General features: G+C 47.5%; 18 protein-coding genes and 1 tRNA gene. 5 read left to right on the top strand and 14 right to left on the bottom strand.

Translation table 11 applies throughout. From position 1 onward, the window contains the following. Positions 1-32: 32 nt before the first annotated feature. From JJD41_RS19420 to JJD41_RS19410, 3 genes are all read right to left on the bottom strand, one after another. Positions 33-644, bottom strand: a complete 612-nt coding sequence (locus JJD41_RS19420; protein WP_200669118.1) for a peptidoglycan-binding domain-containing protein — start codon at positions 642-644, stop codon at positions 33-35. Positions 645-771: 127 nt separating this feature from the next. Then, positions 772-1,532, bottom strand: a protein-coding gene (locus tag JJD41_RS19415) for an IS5 family transposase (protein WP_200664346.1) whose coding sequence is annotated in 2 segments (ribosomal slippage) — positions 772-1,106 and positions 1,106-1,532 — 762 coding nt in all. Because the reading frame shifts where the segments join, the coding sequence is not laid out codon by codon here. 221 nt (positions 1,533-1,753) lie between these two features. Then, on the bottom strand, positions 1,754-2,719 hold the full coding sequence (locus JJD41_RS19410) for a RusA family crossover junction endodeoxyribonuclease (RefSeq protein ID WP_234488925.1): 966 nt from the start codon (positions 2,717-2,719) through the stop codon (positions 1,754-1,756). Positions 2,720-2,846: 127 nt separating this feature from the next. Here JJD41_RS19410 and JJD41_RS19405 point away from each other — a divergent pair, with 127 nt between their 5' ends. Then, entirely contained in the window at positions 2,847-3,047 is a 201-nt protein-coding gene (locus JJD41_RS19405; protein ID WP_200669116.1) for a hypothetical protein, read from the top strand. A gap of 67 nt (positions 3,048-3,114) precedes the next feature. Beyond that, positions 3,115-4,389, top strand: a complete 1,275-nt coding sequence (locus tag JJD41_RS19400; RefSeq protein ID WP_200669115.1) for an RNA-guided endonuclease InsQ/TnpB family protein — start codon at positions 3,115-3,117, stop codon at positions 4,387-4,389. A gap of 97 nt (positions 4,390-4,486) precedes the next feature. Here JJD41_RS19400 and JJD41_RS19395 read toward each other — a convergent pair whose 3' ends face one another. The 3 genes from JJD41_RS19395 to JJD41_RS19385 all read right to left on the bottom strand — a co-directional run bounded on the left by JJD41_RS19395 (position 4,487) and on the right by JJD41_RS19385 (position 7,158). Further along, the gene (locus JJD41_RS19395) at positions 4,487-5,314 is read right to left on the bottom strand and encodes a tetratricopeptide repeat protein (protein WP_200669114.1); all 828 of its coding nucleotides are present in this window, start codon (positions 5,312-5,314) and stop codon (positions 4,487-4,489) included. Between the two features lie 161 nt (positions 5,315-5,475). Continuing rightward, positions 5,476-6,213, bottom strand: coding sequence for a hypothetical protein (locus tag JJD41_RS19390; protein WP_200669113.1), 738 nt, complete (start codon positions 6,211-6,213; stop codon positions 5,476-5,478). Between the two features lie 123 nt (positions 6,214-6,336). Then, complete coding sequence (locus tag JJD41_RS19385; RefSeq protein ID WP_200669112.1) at positions 6,337-7,158, bottom strand: hypothetical protein; 822 nt, start codon at positions 7,156-7,158, stop codon at positions 6,337-6,339. Positions 7,159-7,959: 801 nt separating this feature from the next. On the opposite strand from JJD41_RS19385, the gene JJD41_RS19380 reads away from it, so the two are divergent. Next, on the top strand, positions 7,960-8,109 hold the full coding sequence (locus JJD41_RS19380) for a hypothetical protein (RefSeq protein WP_200669111.1): 150 nt from the start codon (positions 7,960-7,962) through the stop codon (positions 8,107-8,109). Between the two features lie 44 nt (positions 8,110-8,153). Here JJD41_RS19380 and JJD41_RS19375 read toward each other — a convergent pair. From JJD41_RS19375 to JJD41_RS19360, 4 genes are all read right to left on the bottom strand, one after another. Further along, positions 8,154-8,226 (bottom strand) — tRNA-Ala (locus JJD41_RS19375). Between the two features lie 111 nt (positions 8,227-8,337). Beyond that, on the bottom strand, positions 8,338-9,042 hold the full coding sequence (locus JJD41_RS19370) for an HAD family hydrolase (protein ID WP_168571223.1): 705 nt from the start codon (positions 9,040-9,042) through the stop codon (positions 8,338-8,340). A 16-nt stretch (positions 9,043-9,058) separates the two neighbouring features. Further along, positions 9,059-9,928, bottom strand: coding sequence for a class I SAM-dependent methyltransferase (locus tag JJD41_RS19365; protein WP_200669110.1), 870 nt, complete (start codon positions 9,926-9,928; stop codon positions 9,059-9,061). A 256-nt stretch (positions 9,929-10,184) separates the two neighbouring features. Then, on the bottom strand, positions 10,185-11,900 hold the full coding sequence (locus JJD41_RS19360; RefSeq protein WP_200669109.1) for a glycoside hydrolase family 10 protein: 1,716 nt from the start codon (positions 11,898-11,900) through the stop codon (positions 10,185-10,187). A gap of 413 nt (positions 11,901-12,313) precedes the next feature. On the opposite strand from JJD41_RS19360, the gene JJD41_RS19355 reads away from it, so the two are divergent. Further along, positions 12,314-13,579 carry an RNA-guided endonuclease InsQ/TnpB family protein gene (locus tag JJD41_RS19355; RefSeq protein ID WP_200669108.1) on the top strand — a complete coding sequence of 422 codons (1,266 nt, stop codon included), beginning with the start codon at positions 12,314-12,316 and terminating at the stop codon, positions 13,577-13,579. Between the two features lie 446 nt (positions 13,580-14,025). After that, a complete protein-coding gene (locus JJD41_RS19350; protein ID WP_200669107.1) occupies positions 14,026-14,184 on the top strand; it encodes a hypothetical protein in 159 nt (52 codons plus the stop codon). 95 nt (positions 14,185-14,279) lie between these two features. On the opposite strand, the gene JJD41_RS19345 is transcribed toward JJD41_RS19350, so the two are convergent. The 4 genes from JJD41_RS19345 to JJD41_RS19330 all read right to left on the bottom strand — a co-directional run bounded on the left by JJD41_RS19345 (position 14,280) and on the right by JJD41_RS19330 (position 18,706). Further along, complete coding sequence (locus tag JJD41_RS19345; RefSeq protein ID WP_200669106.1) at positions 14,280-15,287, bottom strand: glycosyltransferase; 1,008 nt, start codon at positions 15,285-15,287, stop codon at positions 14,280-14,282. Between the two features lie 178 nt (positions 15,288-15,465). Beyond that, on the bottom strand, positions 15,466-16,791 hold the full coding sequence (locus JJD41_RS19340) for an AAA family ATPase (RefSeq protein WP_200669105.1): 1,326 nt from the start codon (positions 16,789-16,791) through the stop codon (positions 15,466-15,468). Further along, complete coding sequence (locus tag JJD41_RS19335) at positions 16,784-17,695, bottom strand: SPL family radical SAM protein (protein WP_234488924.1); 912 nt, start codon at positions 17,693-17,695, stop codon at positions 16,784-16,786. Before JJD41_RS19335 ends, JJD41_RS19340 begins: the two co-directional genes overlap by 8 nt. 3 nt (positions 17,696-17,698) lie before the next feature. Then, the gene (locus JJD41_RS19330; RefSeq protein WP_200669104.1) at positions 17,699-18,706 is read right to left on the bottom strand and encodes a glutathione S-transferase family protein; all 1,008 of its coding nucleotides are present in this window, start codon (positions 18,704-18,706) and stop codon (positions 17,699-17,701) included. Positions 18,707-18,879 lie beyond the last annotated feature (173 nt).

Genomic DNA, 18,879 nt, shown 5'->3' with positions numbered 1-18,879 from the left:
CAGGGAGGCGATCGCCTCCCTTGCGGGTCGCTTTACAAACCCGTGAGATTTCTCAGGGTCGTGTGAGTTTTTAAGCCGACCACGCCATCGACTTTCAAACCGCGATCGCGCTGAAATTGGGAAACGGCTTTTTCCGTTTCCGCGTCAAACACGCCATCCATATTGCGATAGTCGAAATACTTGAGCGAACTCAACTGACGTTGAACCCGCAACACCGTGGCGCCGCGATCGCCGCGTCTGACCGTGGGTTGGGTATCCGGTTCGGGGGTAGCCGGATAGGTGGTTTGCAAAGCGGCTTCCGTTTGGGAACCGACGACGCCATCTTCTTTCAAGCCATTTTGCCGTTGAAAATGCTTGACGGCACTGGTGGTATAGTCGCCGTAATATCCGGTGGCGTCGGCTTGGAAATAACCGAGTTCTTGCAAGCGCTTTTGAATTTGAGTGACCTTGGCGCCGTAATCGCCATCTTTGAGGAGGGCGAATGCGGGAGCGATCGCCCCAAACAAAGAGAGGGCAATCCCCAAAGGCAAGATCGAGCGCAGCGATCGCCGTCTGACTTGGCGCCAGTTGACCTTGACGGGCTCGGGGGCGGGTAAGGGTTCGTCGTAAGCTTGAGCCAGATGGATAAATGCTAAAGAGTCCATTGCCGTTGCTGTCGTGTTATCTCATTAGGATCTAATCACGATTTTAGGAGCGATCGCCCTAGGGCGTGTCATCAATTATGTAGGTTGACAAAAGTGACCAAATGTGGAGGAAAGCGCCTGCGGACATTTAAGCCAGCCAAATCACGGATGCAGCCAGGTAAATGCCACCCAGGAAGTTCACCGAGCGCTTGTCATAACGAGTGGCAATCCCTCGATACTGTTTGAGCTTGGCAAAGAAGTTTTCCACCAGATGTCGGGTTTGATACAAGAATCGATCGTAATCGTGGGCTTGTTTTCGATTCTTTTTCGAGGGAATGACGACTTCAATCCCTCGCTCGTGCAACGGTTGTCTGACTCGTTCGTCGGCATCGTAAGCTTTATCCGCTAGCAGTGCCTGGACTTCCACTGATGGTAGCAACCGCTCGGCACCGACTAGATCGCTGGCCTGACCGGGAGTTAAAAAAAAGATATGGGATTCCCCAAAGCATCCACCACCGCATGAATTTTCGTACTCAACCCGCCTCGGCTACGACCGATATTTTCCTCTTCGGCTGAACTCCCTGATGCTCCAGCACTGTGCTGATGCGCTCGCACAATGGTGGAATCGATGGCAGCATATTCGTTATCGGCTTCCTCGCAGAGGACTTGGAAAACGCGCTCCCACACCCCAGTTTTTGACCAGCGAGTGAAGCGTGTGTGGACGACTCGAAAATCCCCAAAGCGTTCGGGAAGATCTCGCCAAGGAATCCCTGCTCGAAAGCGATACAACACGGCTTCGACGAATAAACGGTTATCTTTAGCTGTGACCCCAACTGTACCCGGACGACCCGGAAGCAGGTGTTCAATGCGTTGCCATTGGTCGTCTCGTAAAGCGTAACGCCGTTTCATCCCGGTTTTGAGCTATCTTGAGTGAACGGGTAGCAGGCTACACACATTTCACTATTTTTGTCAATTTTCTTAATTGATGACAGACCCTAAGTACCGATCGTCTAGTTAGAGAAATTTGCAAATTTCAACGTTTTTCAAGACTTCGGGAGCGAGTTTGTGGAAATCTCCACAAAAACCCCAATCGCTCAAATCTGCCACGGTACAGCGATCGCCCGCCGTCGTCACCGACCCGGAGGTAAAGGCTTGATATCGATCTGCACCCCGGTTTGCGAGTCCGGGACGTGGCGCCAGCAGCCGTAAGGCAAATGTTTGAGACTGTCCGAAGGCAACACCCCCGCGCCGACCAGACTGTCGAGAATCGATCCGGCGAGATTGTCGCCATCGCCGCGATGTTTGCCGTGCAGGACGACCTGAACCGCCGCCTGTTGGATCGGCAATTGCGGTTGGGGATGCATTTGCTGCAACTGCATCAAAATTTCCCCTTCGGCGCGCAGTCGCCACTGACGGTAAGGCTTGGGCAAATAAGTGCCGTTGGCGGTCACCCGAGGACGGGCTTTGGGGCTGACTCGTCCGGGAATCCAGAAACTGAACACTTCCGAGGCTTTGGGGCGATCGGAGCGTTTCGCTGGGGTCGGTTTCGCCGAGGTTGGGGGCGCTACCGGGTCTTTGGCGTCAAATGGTTGAGAACGATCGCTCGGATCGACGGGTTTAAGCACGGGTTCGGCCATGATTGCAGTAGGTGAGTGTAAATCACCTTTCTTTTCGTCCCCGGACCCGTCCGGTTTTTGGGAGGCGGGCGATCGCCCGGGGGGCAACGAGGGCGCCAGTTCCAACCCCGGCCATCCTCGGGCGATCGCGATATAGGTTTGAGCGGTATTTTCAGAAATCTGGCACGACTCGGCGAGCCAAACCGACCAGCGATCCGGCGGTAACTGGGCTTGAGCGCGAACCAAGCAAGCTCCCGCATCGTGGGCTTGGAGGAGACCGAAATCGATCGCCGCCTGACATTGACGATGAGCCTGACGAATCCGCTCCGCCAATCGCTCCAAAGGGGATAAACTCGGCTCGGTCGCAGCACTCGACGAGGGATCCCCCGCCTGTTGCGTGGGCGTAGCGTTCGCATCGAGAGAGTTGAGTGTAGAAAGGGAAGGCATAAAAAATAGCACTCGAATCAGGCAATCGGACAATGAACTTGACATTTCCGGCGGAAGCCGCCAAAAGCTATCGGCGATCGTAACCTGTCGGCGACCAGCTCTTTCAAGGTGGTGAGGCGATCACAAGATAGAGAGTGAAAGCCGTAGTGCGGAGAAAGTCATGATAGAGAGTACCACCTTCGAGCGTTTTGCCCAAGAAACCCCAACCAGCATTATGGTTCAGGGATTGATGGAGCATCTGTTTGAACCCGAAAGTCTCGACTCTCTGTTTGAAGAATATGCTCAAGAGCAATACACTCTGCAATTACTTCAATGTTGCAAGAAGGCTCCCGCCATAATCTTTGATTTGGCGGTGAGATGAATTGCCACCCACAAAAAAGAATGCAGGATTTGTGCTTATCCGCATTTCTCTGCGGTCAAATTAAGTCATGATAGTTAGAGAAGCCAAGCTACTAAACGGCTCTAAGGTACAAGATCGAGCCTTAGACAATGCCATCAGAACTGCTCAATTTATTAGAAATAAGGCAGTTCGACTATGGCGCGACGAGCCAAATGTCAATAAGGCTCGTTTATCCCTGCTTTGCAAAGAACTAGCCCGTGAGTTCCCTTTTGCCAAAAAGTTAAACTCAATGGCTCGTCAGGCATCATCGGAGAGGGCTTGGAATTCAATTTCTAACTTTTATCGCCGTTGCCACGAAGGCGCTAAGAAGAAAGGTTATCCTCAGTTTAAAAAGCATTCTCGTTCAGTTGAGTATAAAACGACCGGATGGAAGCTGTCAGAGGATTGCTTAGCAATTAACTTCACCGATGGCTTTAAAGCGGGTCGATTTTCTTTGTTTTGTAATCGCGAAACCCGAGAGGATTTATTCCGACTTAAAATTAACCGGGTCAGAGTGGTGAGAAGGGCTGATGGTTATTATGCTCAATTCTGTTTTGACAGTGTACGGTCTGAGCCGGGAAACTATACTGGAGAGGCGATCGGTATTGATTTAGGTCTGAAGTATTTCTATAAAGACCAGAACGATAATGCCGCTATCTACCCCAAGTATTTAAGACGAGCAGAGGCTCGAATTAAGAAACTTCAACGGCGACTATCTAGAAAATTTGTAAAAGGGGCAAAACCACAATCAAATAACTACCATAAAGCCAGAATCAGACTAGGTAAAGCACACTTGAAGGTTCAACGCCAACGTAAAGATTGGGCAGTTAAGTTAGCCCGATGCGTAGTGACATCTAACGATGTCGTGGTGTACGAAGACCTCAAGATACAAAACATGGTTAAGAACCATCACTTGGCTAAGTCGATTTCTGATGCTTCGTGGTATCAATTCACTCAATGGCTAGATTATTTTGGGAAAATCTGGGACAAGACCGTGGTTGCTGTTACTCCTAACTACACCTCCCAAGACTGCTCAAATTGCGGTCATCGAGTGAAAAAATCACTCAGCACTAGAACTCATCAATGTCCTCAATGCCAGATCGAAATTTGTCGAGATACGAATGCAGCATTAAATATTTTAAAAAGGGGCATGAACATTCTAGGTGTTGAGTGGAATAACAACAGTACCTTAGGGCATAAGGAAACTGCCGGGAGACCGGGAACGCTTGAGGAGAGTCCGACCTCTGTTGATGATGAGAAATCAGATTCAATACGTTGTCTCGCTGAATCAAGAATCACTATCTGTGAGAATCCCGCGCTGTAATCTTTGATTCAGCACCGGGAGTATGTCAAGCATTATTAATTTCAGCTTTATTACCCTCACCCCAAACCCCTCTCCCACGGTAGAAGGGCTTTTGCTGTTATCTATCATCGTATAAACAGTCAGCCTGGTTGAATGATACACGATCGTTGTTTAAAGTAAGTTTAACCATCTCACTTTTAACGTTGCTAAAATAAACATACAACGTGCAATTATTAGGATCGGGATCGGTTGCTTCTGCGAACCGCCACTCATAATGAACCCGTTCGCTCTGACTTTCGGGTTCTCCTAATTCCTGCAAAAGCTGTTCTAAAACAGCTTCAGCGTTCATACCTCTTTCAAAACGGGCTGCAATCTCTTTAAACTCAGTCGCAGGAACAGGAGTGGTAATATCAACAGCGACACAGCGAGGATTGTTGTCTTCACAGTCCCTAATCTCATTAACATTCCAATTATCCAACTGGTCGTCAGAAAAACTAGCAAAGAGGAAATTGCCATGCTCATCTCTCCACGTATATGAGGAATAAAGATAGTTTATTTTCCCCGGACGACCGATAATTGTAGCGACTTCAGCGTAGCTCATCCCGTATTCGATTTGCTCGTTATAGCTTTCTACACGATCGCTGAGGGGTGTTTCTTCAGTCTTGGGGAGCGATTCGTTAGTACAGTCATAATCTAACTGATGTACATCGCTTAACCCTGTTTCAGAAAGTTGTTGCAGGCGATCGCGATATTCTCCTAATGTAGTTTGACTGTTAGGATAATCTGAAATTAAATCGTCAAGGATCGCGATCGCGCCGTCCCAATCTTCCATACAAATAGCCTGATTGAGTTGGTCAGTGGTGTCGAGAACTCGATCGGGCGATCCCGTACAACTTACCAGACTTCCCAGTAAAATGCCGCTACAGACTTGTTTCCAGTTCATCATTGTGTTTGCAGTAATTTACAGTTTTTCTAGCTACAATAGCGAAAAAGTTAGTTCCGCGATCGCGAAGTGGCAGGCTTCGCCCGATCGCCTTTGTAGCTGTAAGGTACAATCATTCCACGACAGCAGAAAAGCTTTATTGCGGTAGCTAAATAAGGCGATGGCTAAAATTCTGGTAATATCCCGCAGTCATATCCCGTACCGGAAAATTCATCGTTAGAAAAATCAACGCTTAAGGTACAAACCATTTCTCCTTCTTGGAACTGCCACACATACACCACTAATTCTCGTTGTGAAGAAGGTTCTCCCAATTCTCGTACCATGGATTGCAAAACCGCCCGGTCTTTCATTCCTACCTCAAAGCGCTCGAGAAGACGCTCAAACTCAGCCGGAACCAACAAACCCGTTAACTCATTATTGGCGAAAGTTGCAGATATGTAAGTGTCGTCCTTAGTTTGCCAAGTATAGCGCGAATCAAGATTAGCGATTTTGCCTGGAAGTTGAAGGATATTCGTGACTTCCTCGTAGCTAATATCCCCATGGGTTCGATAGTAATTCCCGATTTCTTCGTAATACCCATTAACAAGGATGGTTAGCGGAGTCTCCTCTGAAGTTGGATTGGGTAATGTTGATAGTTCAGGAGAACAATATTGAGCTTTTTGTCTTTCGCTTAAGCCCGTTGTCGAGAGTTGTTGGACGCGATCGGTGTACTGTTGTAATGTAATATTACTGTCAGGATAATCTAGAATTGCACTATAAAGAATCGCGATCGCGCCTTCCCAATCCTCGATACAAATAGCTTGATTCAATTGTCCCGTGGTATCTTGGGCTTGACTGGGTAAGGCAAATAAACTCGCCAGACTTCCCAGTAAAATACCGCTACAGAGTTGTTTCCAGTTCATTATTGTGTTTTTTAGTAATTGATAGTTTTGCCAACTACAATCGCGATAAAGTCAATTCCGCGATCGCATTTGTAGCCGCAGATAGAAAAGTCACTCTATTCTGGTATTGAAATCAGAAAAAAGCTAAGATTCTGGCAACATTCCGCAGCCAAAACTTGAACCAATGACTTTATCATTAGAAAAATCAACGTCTATGGTACAAAACGTCTCTCCTTCTTGGAATTGCCAACTGTACACAACCGTTTCCCGTTGCAATGAAGGTTTTCCCAATTCTCGCACAATCGCTTGTAAAACCGCTTGAGCGTTCATTCCTACTTCAAAACGTTCAACAAGGCGCTCAAACTCAGCCGGAGGGGATATGCGATCGCACTCATTGTTTTCTTGACAGTCTATTACTTCATCGGCTGACAACTCCTCCAACTGGTGGTCAGAAAACGTGGCGGCTAAGTAAGTGCCATTCTCAGCACTCCAACTGTAATAATAAGAGAGATTAGAAATTCTCCCCGGAAATTCAACGAAAGTCGTGATTTCCTCGTAACTCCGACCATCACTATCGAAAGGTTCGCGCGAGGTATGGATGTAATCCCACAATTCTTCATCGTAGTATCTCGAAACGCGGCGGGTTAGTGAGTTTTCATTGAGTGGTACAGGATTAGGATTGGGTGATATTGGGTGTCCTGGAGAACAGTATTGGGCTTTTTGTTCTTCGCTTAAACCTGTTTCAGAAAGTTTTTGCAGGCGATCGCGATATTCTGCCAAGGTATTCTGGCTTTTAGGATAATCTGGGATGATATGATCGAGGATCGCGATCGCGCCTTCCCAATCTTCCATACAAATAGCTTGATTGAGTTTTCCCGTGGTATCTTGGGCTTGACTGGGTAAGCCAATCGAACTTACCAGAGTTCCCAGTAAAGTTCCTGTACAGACTTGTTTCCAGTTCATCATTGTGTTTTCAGTAATTTACAATTTTTCTAGCTACAACCGCGAGAAAATTAATTCCGCGATTGCTCAAGATTCAAGACGATAATTCGTAACTATTCAGGGGGTAGTGGCAGGAGAGAAGGAGACTGACCACATAAAGCCTGAATTAAAAAACTGATTGACTGACAAAAGTTGAGTGGGAGGGGCTAAAGGTGTTGCGAAAAACCGATTGAAGCGCTTGTGGAGAAAAAAGGGGAGCCAGCATTCTAAGCTTTAGATCCCACTCAAAAAACCGAAGGCTGTGAAAACAAACTCCCCTCTCTATAGCGGTTACATTTTAGATTTAAAATCAAAGCATTAGATATTTTGCTAAAATGATTGCGTGTTTAGTCCGCCCAACATTAAAGGATGTCATTAGAAATTGAGCAGCAGATTCAACAATTAGATGACTGGATTAAAACGAATCCCAATTCGAGAGAACTCAAGAGAGCCATCGCGGTTAAGTTTTCTTTACAAGGATGGGCTTATAGAGCGATTGTCCCAATACTTAATGGATCGCAAGTATTTGTCAGTCTATGTCTATAGTATTTTTAGATAATTTTTAGTGTTTGTATAATGATTAATAAATCTGCTCCAAATACAAAGAAATCATAGACTAACCTATATCGAGGGACACGATCGCCCTTTCGCAATCAAAGTCCACTAACTCCAATTTTCTCACCTTTTTCTCGCCCTTAAACATCAACCACCTTTTGATTTACAATTCACTATTGAATTGGCGACTCGATCCGCAAGTGCTGAAATCTCAGGTAAAGAGGTCAAACAATGGTTGTTACAACATCTTCTCGCGGCGATCGCGTGGTTCTGCATAACCTTCGCGAAATTCCCCAAATTCTCGATCGCCATCGCCAAGATGGACGACTCGCCACTCGTCGTCAAGTCAAGGAATGGGTACGATCGCAAATTGCCAAATAGGCGCAAAAGTTAATATCCTAACCTAATCTAGGACAGTAAAAAAATGGAGAATAGGAGATTCGAACTCCTGACCTCTGCGGTGCGATCGCAGCGCTCTACCAACTGAGCTAATTCCCCGTGGCCGAACCTTTGCTATCCTAGCATACGCTTTAGAAAAATTGAAAGGGCTGGCCGAAAATTTTTTCAAAATTCCTAAAATCGCTGCTAGATCGAGGCTTCCCCAGTCTTTCAAGCGACCGGGGCGTAAACTTGCTGGATGCGATCGAGTTCGAGGTCGCGCAAGTAATCCACAGTCCAGTTAGCTTGGCGCTGGAGCATGTGAAACGGGTAAGTATTGGCGACGCCGACCACGGCAATTCCGGCGCGTTTGGCGGCTTCGATCCCCGGGGGGGTATCCTCGATCGCCAGACATTGAGACGGCTTGAGGTGTAAGTCCGGATAACAATCATTCAGACGGGCGATCGCCCGTCGGTAGCCGTCCGGTTGCGGTTTGCTCGTGGTTACGTCATCTCCGGCGACGATCGCCGAAAAATATTCCGCTAAATTCGTTCGATGCAAAACTAACTCAACTTCCGCACGCAACGCCCCGGTCACGATCGCCAACTTCAATTGAGCGCCGTGCAACTGATAAATTAACTCCGCCACCCCGGGAAAAATTGGCAGTTGCTCCATCTTCTCCAACGCTTTGTGATACGCCTTCGCCTTGCGCGCCACCAGTTCGTCTAAATAATCGTCGGTGACGAAGCGACCGCGCGACATCAACAGCTCTCGCAAGCAGGCGCGATCGCTCCGTCCCAGGCAAATTTCGCGAAATTCCCCCGGTTTGGGACGTAAATTCTCCTCGATCAGCAACTCCCCGATTAACTGTTCGTGTAAAGGTTCGTCATCGACGATCACCCCGTTGAAATCGAATAAAACCGCTTTGATACTCATCGCTTTACCCTCTCACTCAATAACTCGGCGCACTCGCCCAAGTTGGTTCGGTTCGCTCCGGTTCGGCTTCCGTCGCCGGGGGTTCTCCGGGGGCGATCGGTTTGACCCCGCGCGTCAGTTGGTTCAACCCCCACACCTGTTCGGTTTGCACCGCGCCAAATCCTGCCGCTCCCATCCAGGCATCTACACTGCCTCGGGCGTATTCTTGGAGATACGGTTCTTCAAAAATATCCATCATCCACGGATTGTCCCGTAGGGTGTGCTGATGACCGTCGAGAATCAGCACTTCGCCGCCGACGCGCAAGAGGCGATAACTTTCCTTGAGGATAGCGCGGGCGATCGCCTCCGGGGTTTCGTGAAACAGCAGCGATGCCGCAACCACGTCGAAGGATTCGTCATCCAATCCCGTCGCTTCCGCTTTAGCGTGAACCCAGGCGATTTCGACCCCTGCTTCGCGCGCCTTGCGATCGCCCATCACCAGCATGTAGGGCGACAGATCTAACCCCACCACCTCCGCGTCTGGAAATGCTTGTTTCAGCATCAGCGTCGTCGAACCCGTCCCGCAGCCGAGATCGAGAATTCGTCGCGGACGGGCGCGGATCGAGTGGATAACGCTTTCTCTGACCCAAGTTTCGTTAGGGGGTAAAGCGTATCGAGTAATCGGGTCGTAAGAGGTCGCGGCGGACGCATTGAGGTAACCGCCTTCAATCCCGTGGAAGTTTTGACGCTGGTAGTACGCCGGATAGGTCAAGTTGGGCTGGCGGAAGCGATCGATTGCGCTCTCCCAATCGATACTACTTTTCAATTCGCGCACGCGATCCCAATCGACAAACCAGCCGCTAATTGGGGCGAGAAACTGTTCAAAAATTGTTTTTTTCTCGGACATCGAGATCGAGTCTCCAATTTTAAAGGTGCAAGTTATGGGAAAAAAATCTGGTGGCCGACTGCCAAGCCGTCCGGGCGATCGCCCGTCCCATCGGTCAGCCTCTATCATAATTTTAATAAACTTAGCGAAAGTTAACGAAATTTATTGCAAATTGGGGCGATCGGGACGAGATCGACCCCAGATCGACCATCAAAAAAGGTAGGCGCAGAGCCTACCTCAAAGATGCAAGATCGATTTTCAATAGGGACGGACGCCGTTAACGAACCGAGACCACAACCCCAGCACTCTCATTGGCGAGGCGGTCTGCCGCACAGAGGGCATAGGTTCCCGGAGCTAAATTAGCGCTCGTAGTTTGGGCATTAAAAATCTGTTTCAGTTGCCAGTTATTGCCCACCTGTTGGTAAAGCGTCCACGAACGCACCTCGTTGGAACTATCCCGATTCCAGGTCAAGTTACGACCGTTGAGGCTGACCCCCGTCGGACTTTGAGGGGGCGTGGCATCCAACCAAGGCATAGTCGGCGCCAGGGCGGGAGTCGTGTAGAGCTTGGTGCGGAAGCGATCGTTAACGCCGAGGCGATTTTCCTTAAACACCTTCATGCTAAAGAAAATATTCCCCAGAGAGAGCTTGTCCGCACTCGCGCGGGAGATTTCCACCTGACGCTCGAACTCGGAAATCGGCCAAGAGCTACCATCGAGTTTACTCAGATAATTTCCGGCGTAAATATGGCGGCGGAAGGGGTTGTGATCGCTCCACCACTGTAATAAAACCGGATAGCTTTGTTGGGGCGGATCGATGCGCCAGTACAGTTGAGGGGCGAGGTAGTCCACCCAGCCTTTTTCCAGCCACAGTTTGACATCCGCATAAATTGCTTCGTACTGATCCATCCCCACAATACCGGGGGCTTTTCCGGGACGGTAAATCCCGAAAGGGCTGATCCCGAATTTCACCGAGGGTTTTTCGGTTTTGATGCCTTTCCAGATGCGTTCGATGACCTGGTTGACATTTTGCCGCCGCCAGTCGGACACGGAGAGGGTTCCGCCTGCTTGTCGGTAAGCGTTATAAGTTTGCGAGTCGGGGAATTGAATCCCTTCTTTGGGATAGGGATAGAAATAATCGTCGAGGTGGATACCGTCCACGTCGTAGCGGCGCACCACGTCCATAATCACGTTGTAAACCCGGTCTTGTACGGGTTTGGCGCCGGGGTCCATCCAGATCAGATCGCCGTATTGATAGGCGTATTGCGGGTATTGGGCCGCCATGTGGTTGGGGCCGTAGGGATATTTTTCCCCGCCCATTTTGGCGCGGTAGGGGTTAAACCAGGCGTGCAGTTCGATGTTGCGTTTGTGGCTTTCGGCGATCGCAAATTCCAGAGGATCGTAATACGGGTTCGGCGCTTTGCCTTGGGTTCCCGTCAGCCAACCACTCCACGGCTCGATTTCGGAAGCGTAAAGGGCGTCCCCATTCGGTCGGATTTGCAAGATCAAGGCGTTGAGATTGAGTTCTTGCATCCGGTCGAGGATGTTGATTAATTCCGCCTGTTGTTGGCTGACCGACAAATCGGACCGCGAGGGCCAGTCGATATTGACCACCGAGGCGACCCAAGCCCCGCGAAACTCGTGTTGATGATTGACCCCGATTTTGGGCAGGAACTGGGCGGCGGGGGCGGGTGCGGGGGTAACGACAGGTTCCTCGGGTTGCTCCATCGGCGGGGGCGCGGGAAAGGGTACGGAAGCGGGATTCGGTCTCGCGATTTGGGTTGCCGTTTCTGGGGTAAACGGGACTGAGGCGGTCGGTTCGTAAGCGAAAGCGCGAGTGGCGCTGGTCGCGAGTAACAGCAAGCAGCCCCAAATCGCAAATTGGGCGGCGAAACTGGGTCGTTTCCGGAAGACCGTTTGTAAGGAGTGCTGGTAAATCGACCAAAGTTGTTGGAAAAGCCGGAATATGACCCTAAATAAGCGGGTAAGTCGCATAGATTTGGAATTTTTCAAGTTCGATCGCATCAATTTCATAAACCTTGATTGAGCGGTGTACCCCATATTGAAAATCGGCAATCGTTACATAAGTTAACCCACTTTGGGACGGGAAATATCGTTTTCGGGAAAAATCGTTTGGGAGGGAAAGGGAGTCCGAAGCGTGTGGGGAGTGGCAAGAGGGAAAATGGGGTATCGATGGAAAATACAGGCGATCGCCCTCACCATCCCGATAGTTTAACTTTTGAGGGGTTCGGGGAGCGATAAGTCCCGCGCTGTATGCGAAGCATCAGCGTCGGGATCCATGGACTCCTCGAGCTGGTCTCATCCCCACCCTGCGGGAAGGGCCAAGCCCTACGATGGGGATGAGACCAGCATTTACCAGCAGCTATAGCCTGTAGTAAATTATAGTCATGCTGACCATGAACTACACTTACCGAATCTATCCAAATGTCGTACAGCAGGCTGAACTGCGGTCGTGGCTTGAGACGTGCAGAGGCGTATATAACTACGCTTTACGCGAACTCAAAGACTGGATTGCTTCGCGTAAGTGTCAGGTAGACCGATGCTCGTTGGAGAAGGAATACATCATTCCTGCCGATGAACCGTTTCCGTCTTACCATCGTCAGCAGAACAACCTGCCCAAAGCAAAGAAGCAATTCCCGCATCTGGGTCAGGTGCATTCTCAGGTGTTGCAGACCACAATTCGCAGACTGCACGATACCTGGGAAGCCTTTCAGAAACGGGGACATGGATTCCCGCGTTTCAAAAAGTTCGGTCAGTTCAAATCCTTTGTGTTTCCCCAATTCAAGAACAATCCCATCAATGGCTTCACAATCAAGCTGCCAAAAATTGGGGAAGTACCCATCAACCTGCATCGTCCCATCCCTGATGGTTTCAAGGTGAAACAGGTAAGGGTACTGTCCAGGGTACGGGGGACGCAATGGTATGTCGTCGTTACGATTGAATCGGATATATCGGTTCCCGATGTCCCGGTTCACGGTCGGGCGATTGGGATTGACCTGGGATTGGAGCGATTCTTGACCGCTTCCGATCGCTCTTTCCAAGAGCGACCCCAGTTTTTCAAGTCGATGCAAGGCAAGCTGAAATTGCTGCAACGCAGAGCGGCTCGAAAACAGAAGGGTTCTCAAAACTGGGAGAAAGCACAAATCGAAGTGGCTAGAATGCACCATCGGATTGCGAACCGTCGTAAAGATTTCCATCTGAAGACGGCTCATCAGCTTTGCGACCGGGCGCAAACCATCTTTGCAGAAGACCTCAACGTCAAAGGCTTGACGCGAGGGATGTTGCGAACAGATTGTGTAGATGCTGCCTTCGGACAATTCCTGTCTCTGACGGAATGGGTGTGCTGGAAACGGGGGGTCTACTTTGCTAAAGTCAACCCCAACGGCACCAGTCAAACCTGTCCCAACTGCCTTGCTACGGTGAGCAAGGGGTTGGAAGTCAGAGAGCATCATTGTCCTGAGTGTGGGGATCGAACGCATCGTGACCATGCCGCAGCAGAGATGGTTTTGCATCGTGGACTAGAGAATGTAGTATCCCAGGGACTCTGGGGAACGGAAACCGCCTGTCAAGTCGGTCTGTCAGGGGTCTATGACCTAGATAAGTGGCGTGGGGCAGGAACACCCAATCGTGAGGCTGGGAAGCCCGCGCTGTAATCTTTGATTCAGCGTCGGGAGGATGTCACAGGGAATTTGGCAGCGAACCAAATCGGGATCGGTGGAGGATTGAATCACAAAGACGAGTCCAGTTGTTGCAGCAAGAGGGCTTCTTTGGGGGGTTTCCCGTTCGAGGATGGGGTTGCGCCGGATCGATTCAGGAGCTAAATCCAGGCCGAATCGCTTGTAGGCCGTGCTTTTCGGCGATCGCCATTCCCGCTCAAATGCCCGATGCCGCTCGAACCCCATCGATGGAGGTTGACCCGATCTTTTGACATTTTAGCTAACTCGTGATAGACAGATCGCCCCGGGGATTGCGATTGCGTCTTAGAGAGTGGCGATCGTGTTTTATAATGATAACTTAGATAGTTTTGATAATAAATTCGACAGGCGATCGACAACATAATTTTAATGGAAATAGCGATCGCGATACAGGAGTTCAATCAATGGCCGACCATAATACTGACAAAGATCCCAAAGATCGAGATCCGAATCAACCCGCCAGTCAAATGACGCGCTTGAGCAATCGTACTCCGCGTCCCCGTCCTGTGGGTTCCAACAACAATCAAGATGCGGAAAAAGATTTAATGGGTTATATCGACTAAAGTTTAAACGATGAAGTGGGCGATCGGCGATCGCCCACTTCTCAAATGAATGCTTAAATCATAGGGCGATCCTTGCAGAAGGCGATCGCCCTTATTTATCGACTTAACTTTTTTCGCAACTTATCGACTATCCCTCGTCCCCACAGTTTCATCATTCGCCATCGGGTTAATTCGGGAATGGTGGAACTCCACTGGTGACGACTATCAAAAAACTCGTTAATTTCTTCCAAAATTACTCGCAAGCGATTAAGAATATTATCCGTGCGGTATTCGGCGAGTAAAGATTCATCGAATAAGTTGGGATCGGGCTTTTCCAACACCCTTAAAATTCTTTGAATGTCGTAATCTGGAGAATATCCGGCAATTTTATAACTGTTAAATCCCGGATCGAGATAATCCGAAAGCCCGCCATTAATGCTAGAGAAAACATAACAGCCACAGGCGATCGCCTCCAAGGGTTGCAAACCAAATCCCTCGCTGACCCCTTGTAATGCCCAATATTGAGCGGAATCGTAAAGATAAATTTTAGCCCGATTGAACAATCCCGGCAAATCTTCAATGTAGGAATTCACCACAAAAACCTGACATTTGTTTTGCAAAGCTGGAACTAATCGATCGAGTAAATAATCGGAGGATTTACGCGCTTGCACTAAGACATCGATATCGCGATCGCGGTTGAAGTTTTGAAATTCATCGCCGATTTGATTGGGTAAATAATAAATTAAATTATGGGGTGCTTTTTGTCCCCAATATCCCATGGTATTGCGGCTAACTGTAATAATAGGAATATGAGCGGGAATGTCAAAGCCATACCCGGCACTATGAGCGTGATAAATGGCGGGATATCCTCGGAGGCGATCGGCAAGTTTGGCAACATCGAAGCCCCAACTCATGACAAAAATAATCTTATTTTTGATGTCGGTTAAACCCGGATCTTTTAAAAGATCGTCCAAAAAAATACGGTCTTTTTCTCGCTGTCGATAAGTAACAATTTCCGCCGGACAAATATGTTTGGCGAGATTAAAGGTTTTCAATTCCGCCCACAACCCACCGCAGGCAAATTGACCAGTAGTTCCGGGTAGTAAAAAATAGAGTTTTCTCACAGTTTTTGACAGACTTTTTTGGGGTTAGTCCAACTAAAGTAGTTTACATTTAATTGAATATAGCAATTCTCAGTTTGGCGAAATTCATCGCTATTTTAGTGGATTTCCGTTCCCATGGGAATGACAAATTAAGTAGATTTACTTATGATAAAAAAAGGTATACAACTAGTTGCAATAACTATATTCGCTTTGCGAAAATTACATAATCGTCAAGGGTATAGTGTGAATTATAAGCAAGGTTTAAATATTTAGTTTTTAGGGGATTAAGATAAGTTTGCAGGGGGAGATGATTGGATGCAAAATTGTAGAAATTTTTTATTTTAGTTCGGCTACCTGTTGACGTTAAATATTTATACCATTCAAGACGAAGACCTAAATTTTCTAGGAATTCAACGATAAGTGTTTGTTCTTTTTTTATATCTTTATTTTGATTTACAATGAAATTTTGAGATTTAAATAATTTACTTTTTTGAATAACCAACACGACTTTACCATTACTTTTTAAGCAATTCTCAATTATTTTACTATAAGCTTTATAGGATCTTTCTCTAAATTGGCGATCGCTGAAAAAACAATGGGAAATAAAAACAAAGTCAAAAAAGTCTCGTGGGAGTTTTTCTAAAAAATTTTCGTAATCAAAAATATTGGCAGTATCGAAGCGGAAATAAGTATTGGGAGGTTGAGGATGAGATTCGAGATAACGCCGCCAAAACTGCAAACCCCGATATTGTAAGTTAGCTTGAGCTTCTAAAGAATAATAAGAAATATGAAATAGTGGATTTTGCAAAAATTGATGACTGCTTTGCAAGAATAACGCCAACCCATAAGCTACTGTACCTGGTCCTGCAGCCAGATCGAGAACATTAAAATTAGTGGGTAACAGTCCAACTTGATAAATCAAAAACCATACTAAATAGTTACAGTAAACATTTTCTGCAAAATATTTCAGCAAATAGACATCAGGAGTGAAATTAAATGCGTATTCGGGATCGATTCCCTTTTTAAGCTTTTCCAGATCTTCGATCGCTTTTTGAATTTCTTCACGTTTCTTGGGAGTCGAATTTTTCTTAAATGCTTCGGTTAAAAACAAAGACAACTCATGTTCAAATGGATCGAAAACGGTTCGATCGATTCCCGTTACTTGCAATCTTGCGCGATCGTGTTCGACCACATGAAAGCTATTGGTAATAAAATCAATTAAATTAGAGTCTGGGGTTAAGAGTCCACGAGCATCCGTATTTTCAAAAAGCTGTTCGAGTTCTAAAAACTCAACCTTTTGACGAAATTCGGTGACTTCTTGTTTGAGTTTTTTGATTTCTTGCTTGGCATCTTCTAGCTCAGTTTCGGCTTGTTTCTTTTTGTTAAGTAATTTAGCAATTCCCGATATGGGACTTTTCTGGATCTTAAGCTTGGCTAATCGTCGTTCGGCAAGATCGAAGTTGTTATTGTTGAGTGCGGTAATCACATACAGGGAATTCCACCAGTTTTTAATCAGTTCAATCATAGCCAAATCCAGAGGCGCCCTCAAATACTTCTACATCAGATAAGAGAGATTTGAGCTTTTCCTTAAAGCTGTGATAATGCATGGCCTCTTCATTATACCACCATTGATACTTGTCAATGATATCTAGCGCTTGTTGACGGGTTCCCGCAACGAGGGATCGCTCACTAAATTGGTGAAAGGGTTGAATGACCACACGATCGACTGTTTGAAGCTGATGTATGAACTGGTTTCCATCTTCTGGAAAAGTAGGCAATAAGGGAGTAATCGTTACGGAGAAACGACTATCATATTCTTCATTGCACGGAATATTGTGTTTTAAAAAACCGATCGCGCGCAGTCTAGCTTTAATACTGGGGGAACGTCCTTCAAAATCTCTTCTCACTCTTTCGCTTCCCGTTGGAATACTCATATTAATCCGAATCCGTTTAAATTTCCGGAGGAGATCGAGATCGCGAACGATCGTGGGGGTACGGGTTTGAATGACTAAAGTCGGCTGGTATTTAATCATGATTTCCAACAAACTTCGCGTCAATTTCTTTTTAGTTTCAATAGGTTGGTAAGGATCGGTTACCGTACTCATATAGATACTGGGCGGGCGTTCGGGATGGTTGTTTGCCCATTTTTGTAATTCTTTTTCTAAAAGAGTGGCGGCATTTTTTTTGACCATCGCCCAATTTCCCCAATTTTCCCGCATTTTTGAATTAGGGCTAAAGGCGGCAGCATAACAGTAACTACAACCATACTGACAGCCTTTATAAGGATTTAAAGTAAAGTCATAAGCTTTGATAAATCCACTCGCTTTGTTGAGTATAGATTTGGCTTCTATAGATCGAATGGTTGTATTTCCTAATTTTTCTTCTTGAGGGTCATCAGAATGGGTTGAAAGATTCCGATCTTGAACCATCACTTATCCTCCTGTTGCAGTTCCGAAGCGATCGCGATCGTGAGGGTGGTGCAGTTGGGTGATGTCCGGTCCGGAGGGAATAATCCCGCCGGGATTGAGAGGAAATAAATTACCGTAATAGTCCCGTTTGACTTGCTCTAGATCGCAGGTCTCGGCAACCCCTGGAAGTTGATATAAATCGCGTAAATACGATCCGAGATGGGGATAATCTTGGATGCGGCGGCGATTGCATTTAAATAAGCTATAGTAGACAATATCAAAACGGAATAAAGTTGTAAATAGACGCACGTCGGCTAAAGTGAGGCGATCGCCGCATAAATACCGCCGTTCTTCCAAAGTGCGATCGATCCGGTCGAGCATCGAAAACAGTTCCTCGCAGGCGCGATCGTAAGCGATTTGACTTTGGGCAAAACCGCAGCGATAAACTCCATTATTCACCGCATGATAAATCTGCTCGTTCCAGCGATCGATTTCGGTTTTTAATGCCGACGGATACAGATCTAGTTCGGGATGCTTTGCAAAGTGGTTAAATTCGGCATTGAGCATCACGATAATTTCCGAACTTTCGTTATTGACGATCGCCCGTTTTTGCTTGTCCCACAAGACCGGAACCGTCGATCTGCCGTCGTATCCCGGTTGCGCTAACCGATACAGTTCGGGCAAGGTTTGGCAACCTTCCTGGGGGGTTTCAAACACCCACATGCCATCGTTAGGAGAAGGAACGACCAGACCGACAGAAATCGCATTCTCTAACCCTTTTAAAGCGCGAACGACGAGGGTTCGATGAGCCCAAGGACATCCCATTCCCACGAATAATTGATAGCGTCCCTCGGCGGGAGGATGGGGGTTGTCCGGTTCGGTGCCAATAGTTTTTCGGAATTGGCTTTGCGGACGGATGTAAGCCCCGGATTTATCCGACGGCGCCATATTAGACATCATGGTTTGCCAGAGGGTCGTCCAGACAAATTTTCCGAGTCGGATAATAGGGGTGGGGGGAAGGGCGAACAGCATGGGTCTTAGGATTGTAAAGTTTAGAGTTTAGATGGAGAGGGTAACCTTTGTGTTTTCAGGGGCTGGTGTTTGGTGGCTGGAGTGAAAGTCGTCTCGATGTCCGAGCCAGGGGTAAACTAGGGAAGATGGCAACCCTAGATCTCCCGCCCGCCTTTGGCCTGCTGAGTTCTCAA

It is taken from the genome of Oxynema mangrovii CENA135 (assembly GCF_016632315.1).
GTDB lineage: Bacteria > Cyanobacteriota > Cyanobacteriia > Cyanobacteriales > Laspinemataceae > Oxynema > Oxynema aestuarii.
This window is presented reverse-complemented; position numbering and strand designations above follow the sequence as displayed.

Coding starts and splice junctions, on each gene's coding strand:
- JJD41_RS19420 (WP_200669118.1), bottom strand. CDS start 644: ATGGACTCTTTAGCATTTATCCATCTGGCTCAAGCTTACGACGAACCC.
- JJD41_RS19405 (WP_200669116.1), top strand. CDS start 2,847: ATGATAGAGAGTACCACCTTCGAGCGTTTTGCCCAAGAAACCCCAACC.
- JJD41_RS19400 (WP_200669115.1), top strand. CDS start 3,115: ATGATAGTTAGAGAAGCCAAGCTACTAAACGGCTCTAAGGTACAAGAT.
- JJD41_RS19395 (WP_200669114.1), bottom strand. CDS start 5,314: ATGATGAACTGGAAACAAGTCTGTAGCGGCATTTTACTGGGAAGTCTG.
- JJD41_RS19390 (WP_200669113.1), bottom strand. CDS start 6,213: ATGAACTGGAAACAACTCTGTAGCGGTATTTTACTGGGAAGTCTGGCG.
- JJD41_RS19385 (WP_200669112.1), bottom strand. CDS start 7,158: ATGATGAACTGGAAACAAGTCTGTACAGGAACTTTACTGGGAACTCTG.
- JJD41_RS19380 (WP_200669111.1), top strand. CDS start 7,960: ATGGTTGTTACAACATCTTCTCGCGGCGATCGCGTGGTTCTGCATAAC.
- JJD41_RS19370 (WP_168571223.1), bottom strand. CDS start 9,042: ATGAGTATCAAAGCGGTTTTATTCGATTTCAACGGGGTGATCGTCGAT.
- JJD41_RS19365 (WP_200669110.1), bottom strand. CDS start 9,928: ATGTCCGAGAAAAAAACAATTTTTGAACAGTTTCTCGCCCCAATTAGC.
- JJD41_RS19360 (WP_200669109.1), bottom strand. CDS start 11,900: ATGCGACTTACCCGCTTATTTAGGGTCATATTCCGGCTTTTCCAACAA.
- JJD41_RS19355 (WP_200669108.1), top strand. CDS start 12,314: ATGCTGACCATGAACTACACTTACCGAATCTATCCAAATGTCGTACAG.
- JJD41_RS19350 (WP_200669107.1), top strand. CDS start 14,026: ATGGCCGACCATAATACTGACAAAGATCCCAAAGATCGAGATCCGAAT.
- JJD41_RS19340 (WP_200669105.1), bottom strand. CDS start 16,791: ATGATTGAACTGATTAAAAACTGGTGGAATTCCCTGTATGTGATTACC.
- JJD41_RS19335 (WP_234488924.1), bottom strand. CDS start 17,695: ATGGTTCAAGATCGGAATCTTTCAACCCATTCTGATGACCCTCAAGAA.
- JJD41_RS19330 (WP_200669104.1), bottom strand. CDS start 18,706: ATGCTGTTCGCCCTTCCCCCCACCCCTATTATCCGACTCGGAAAATTT.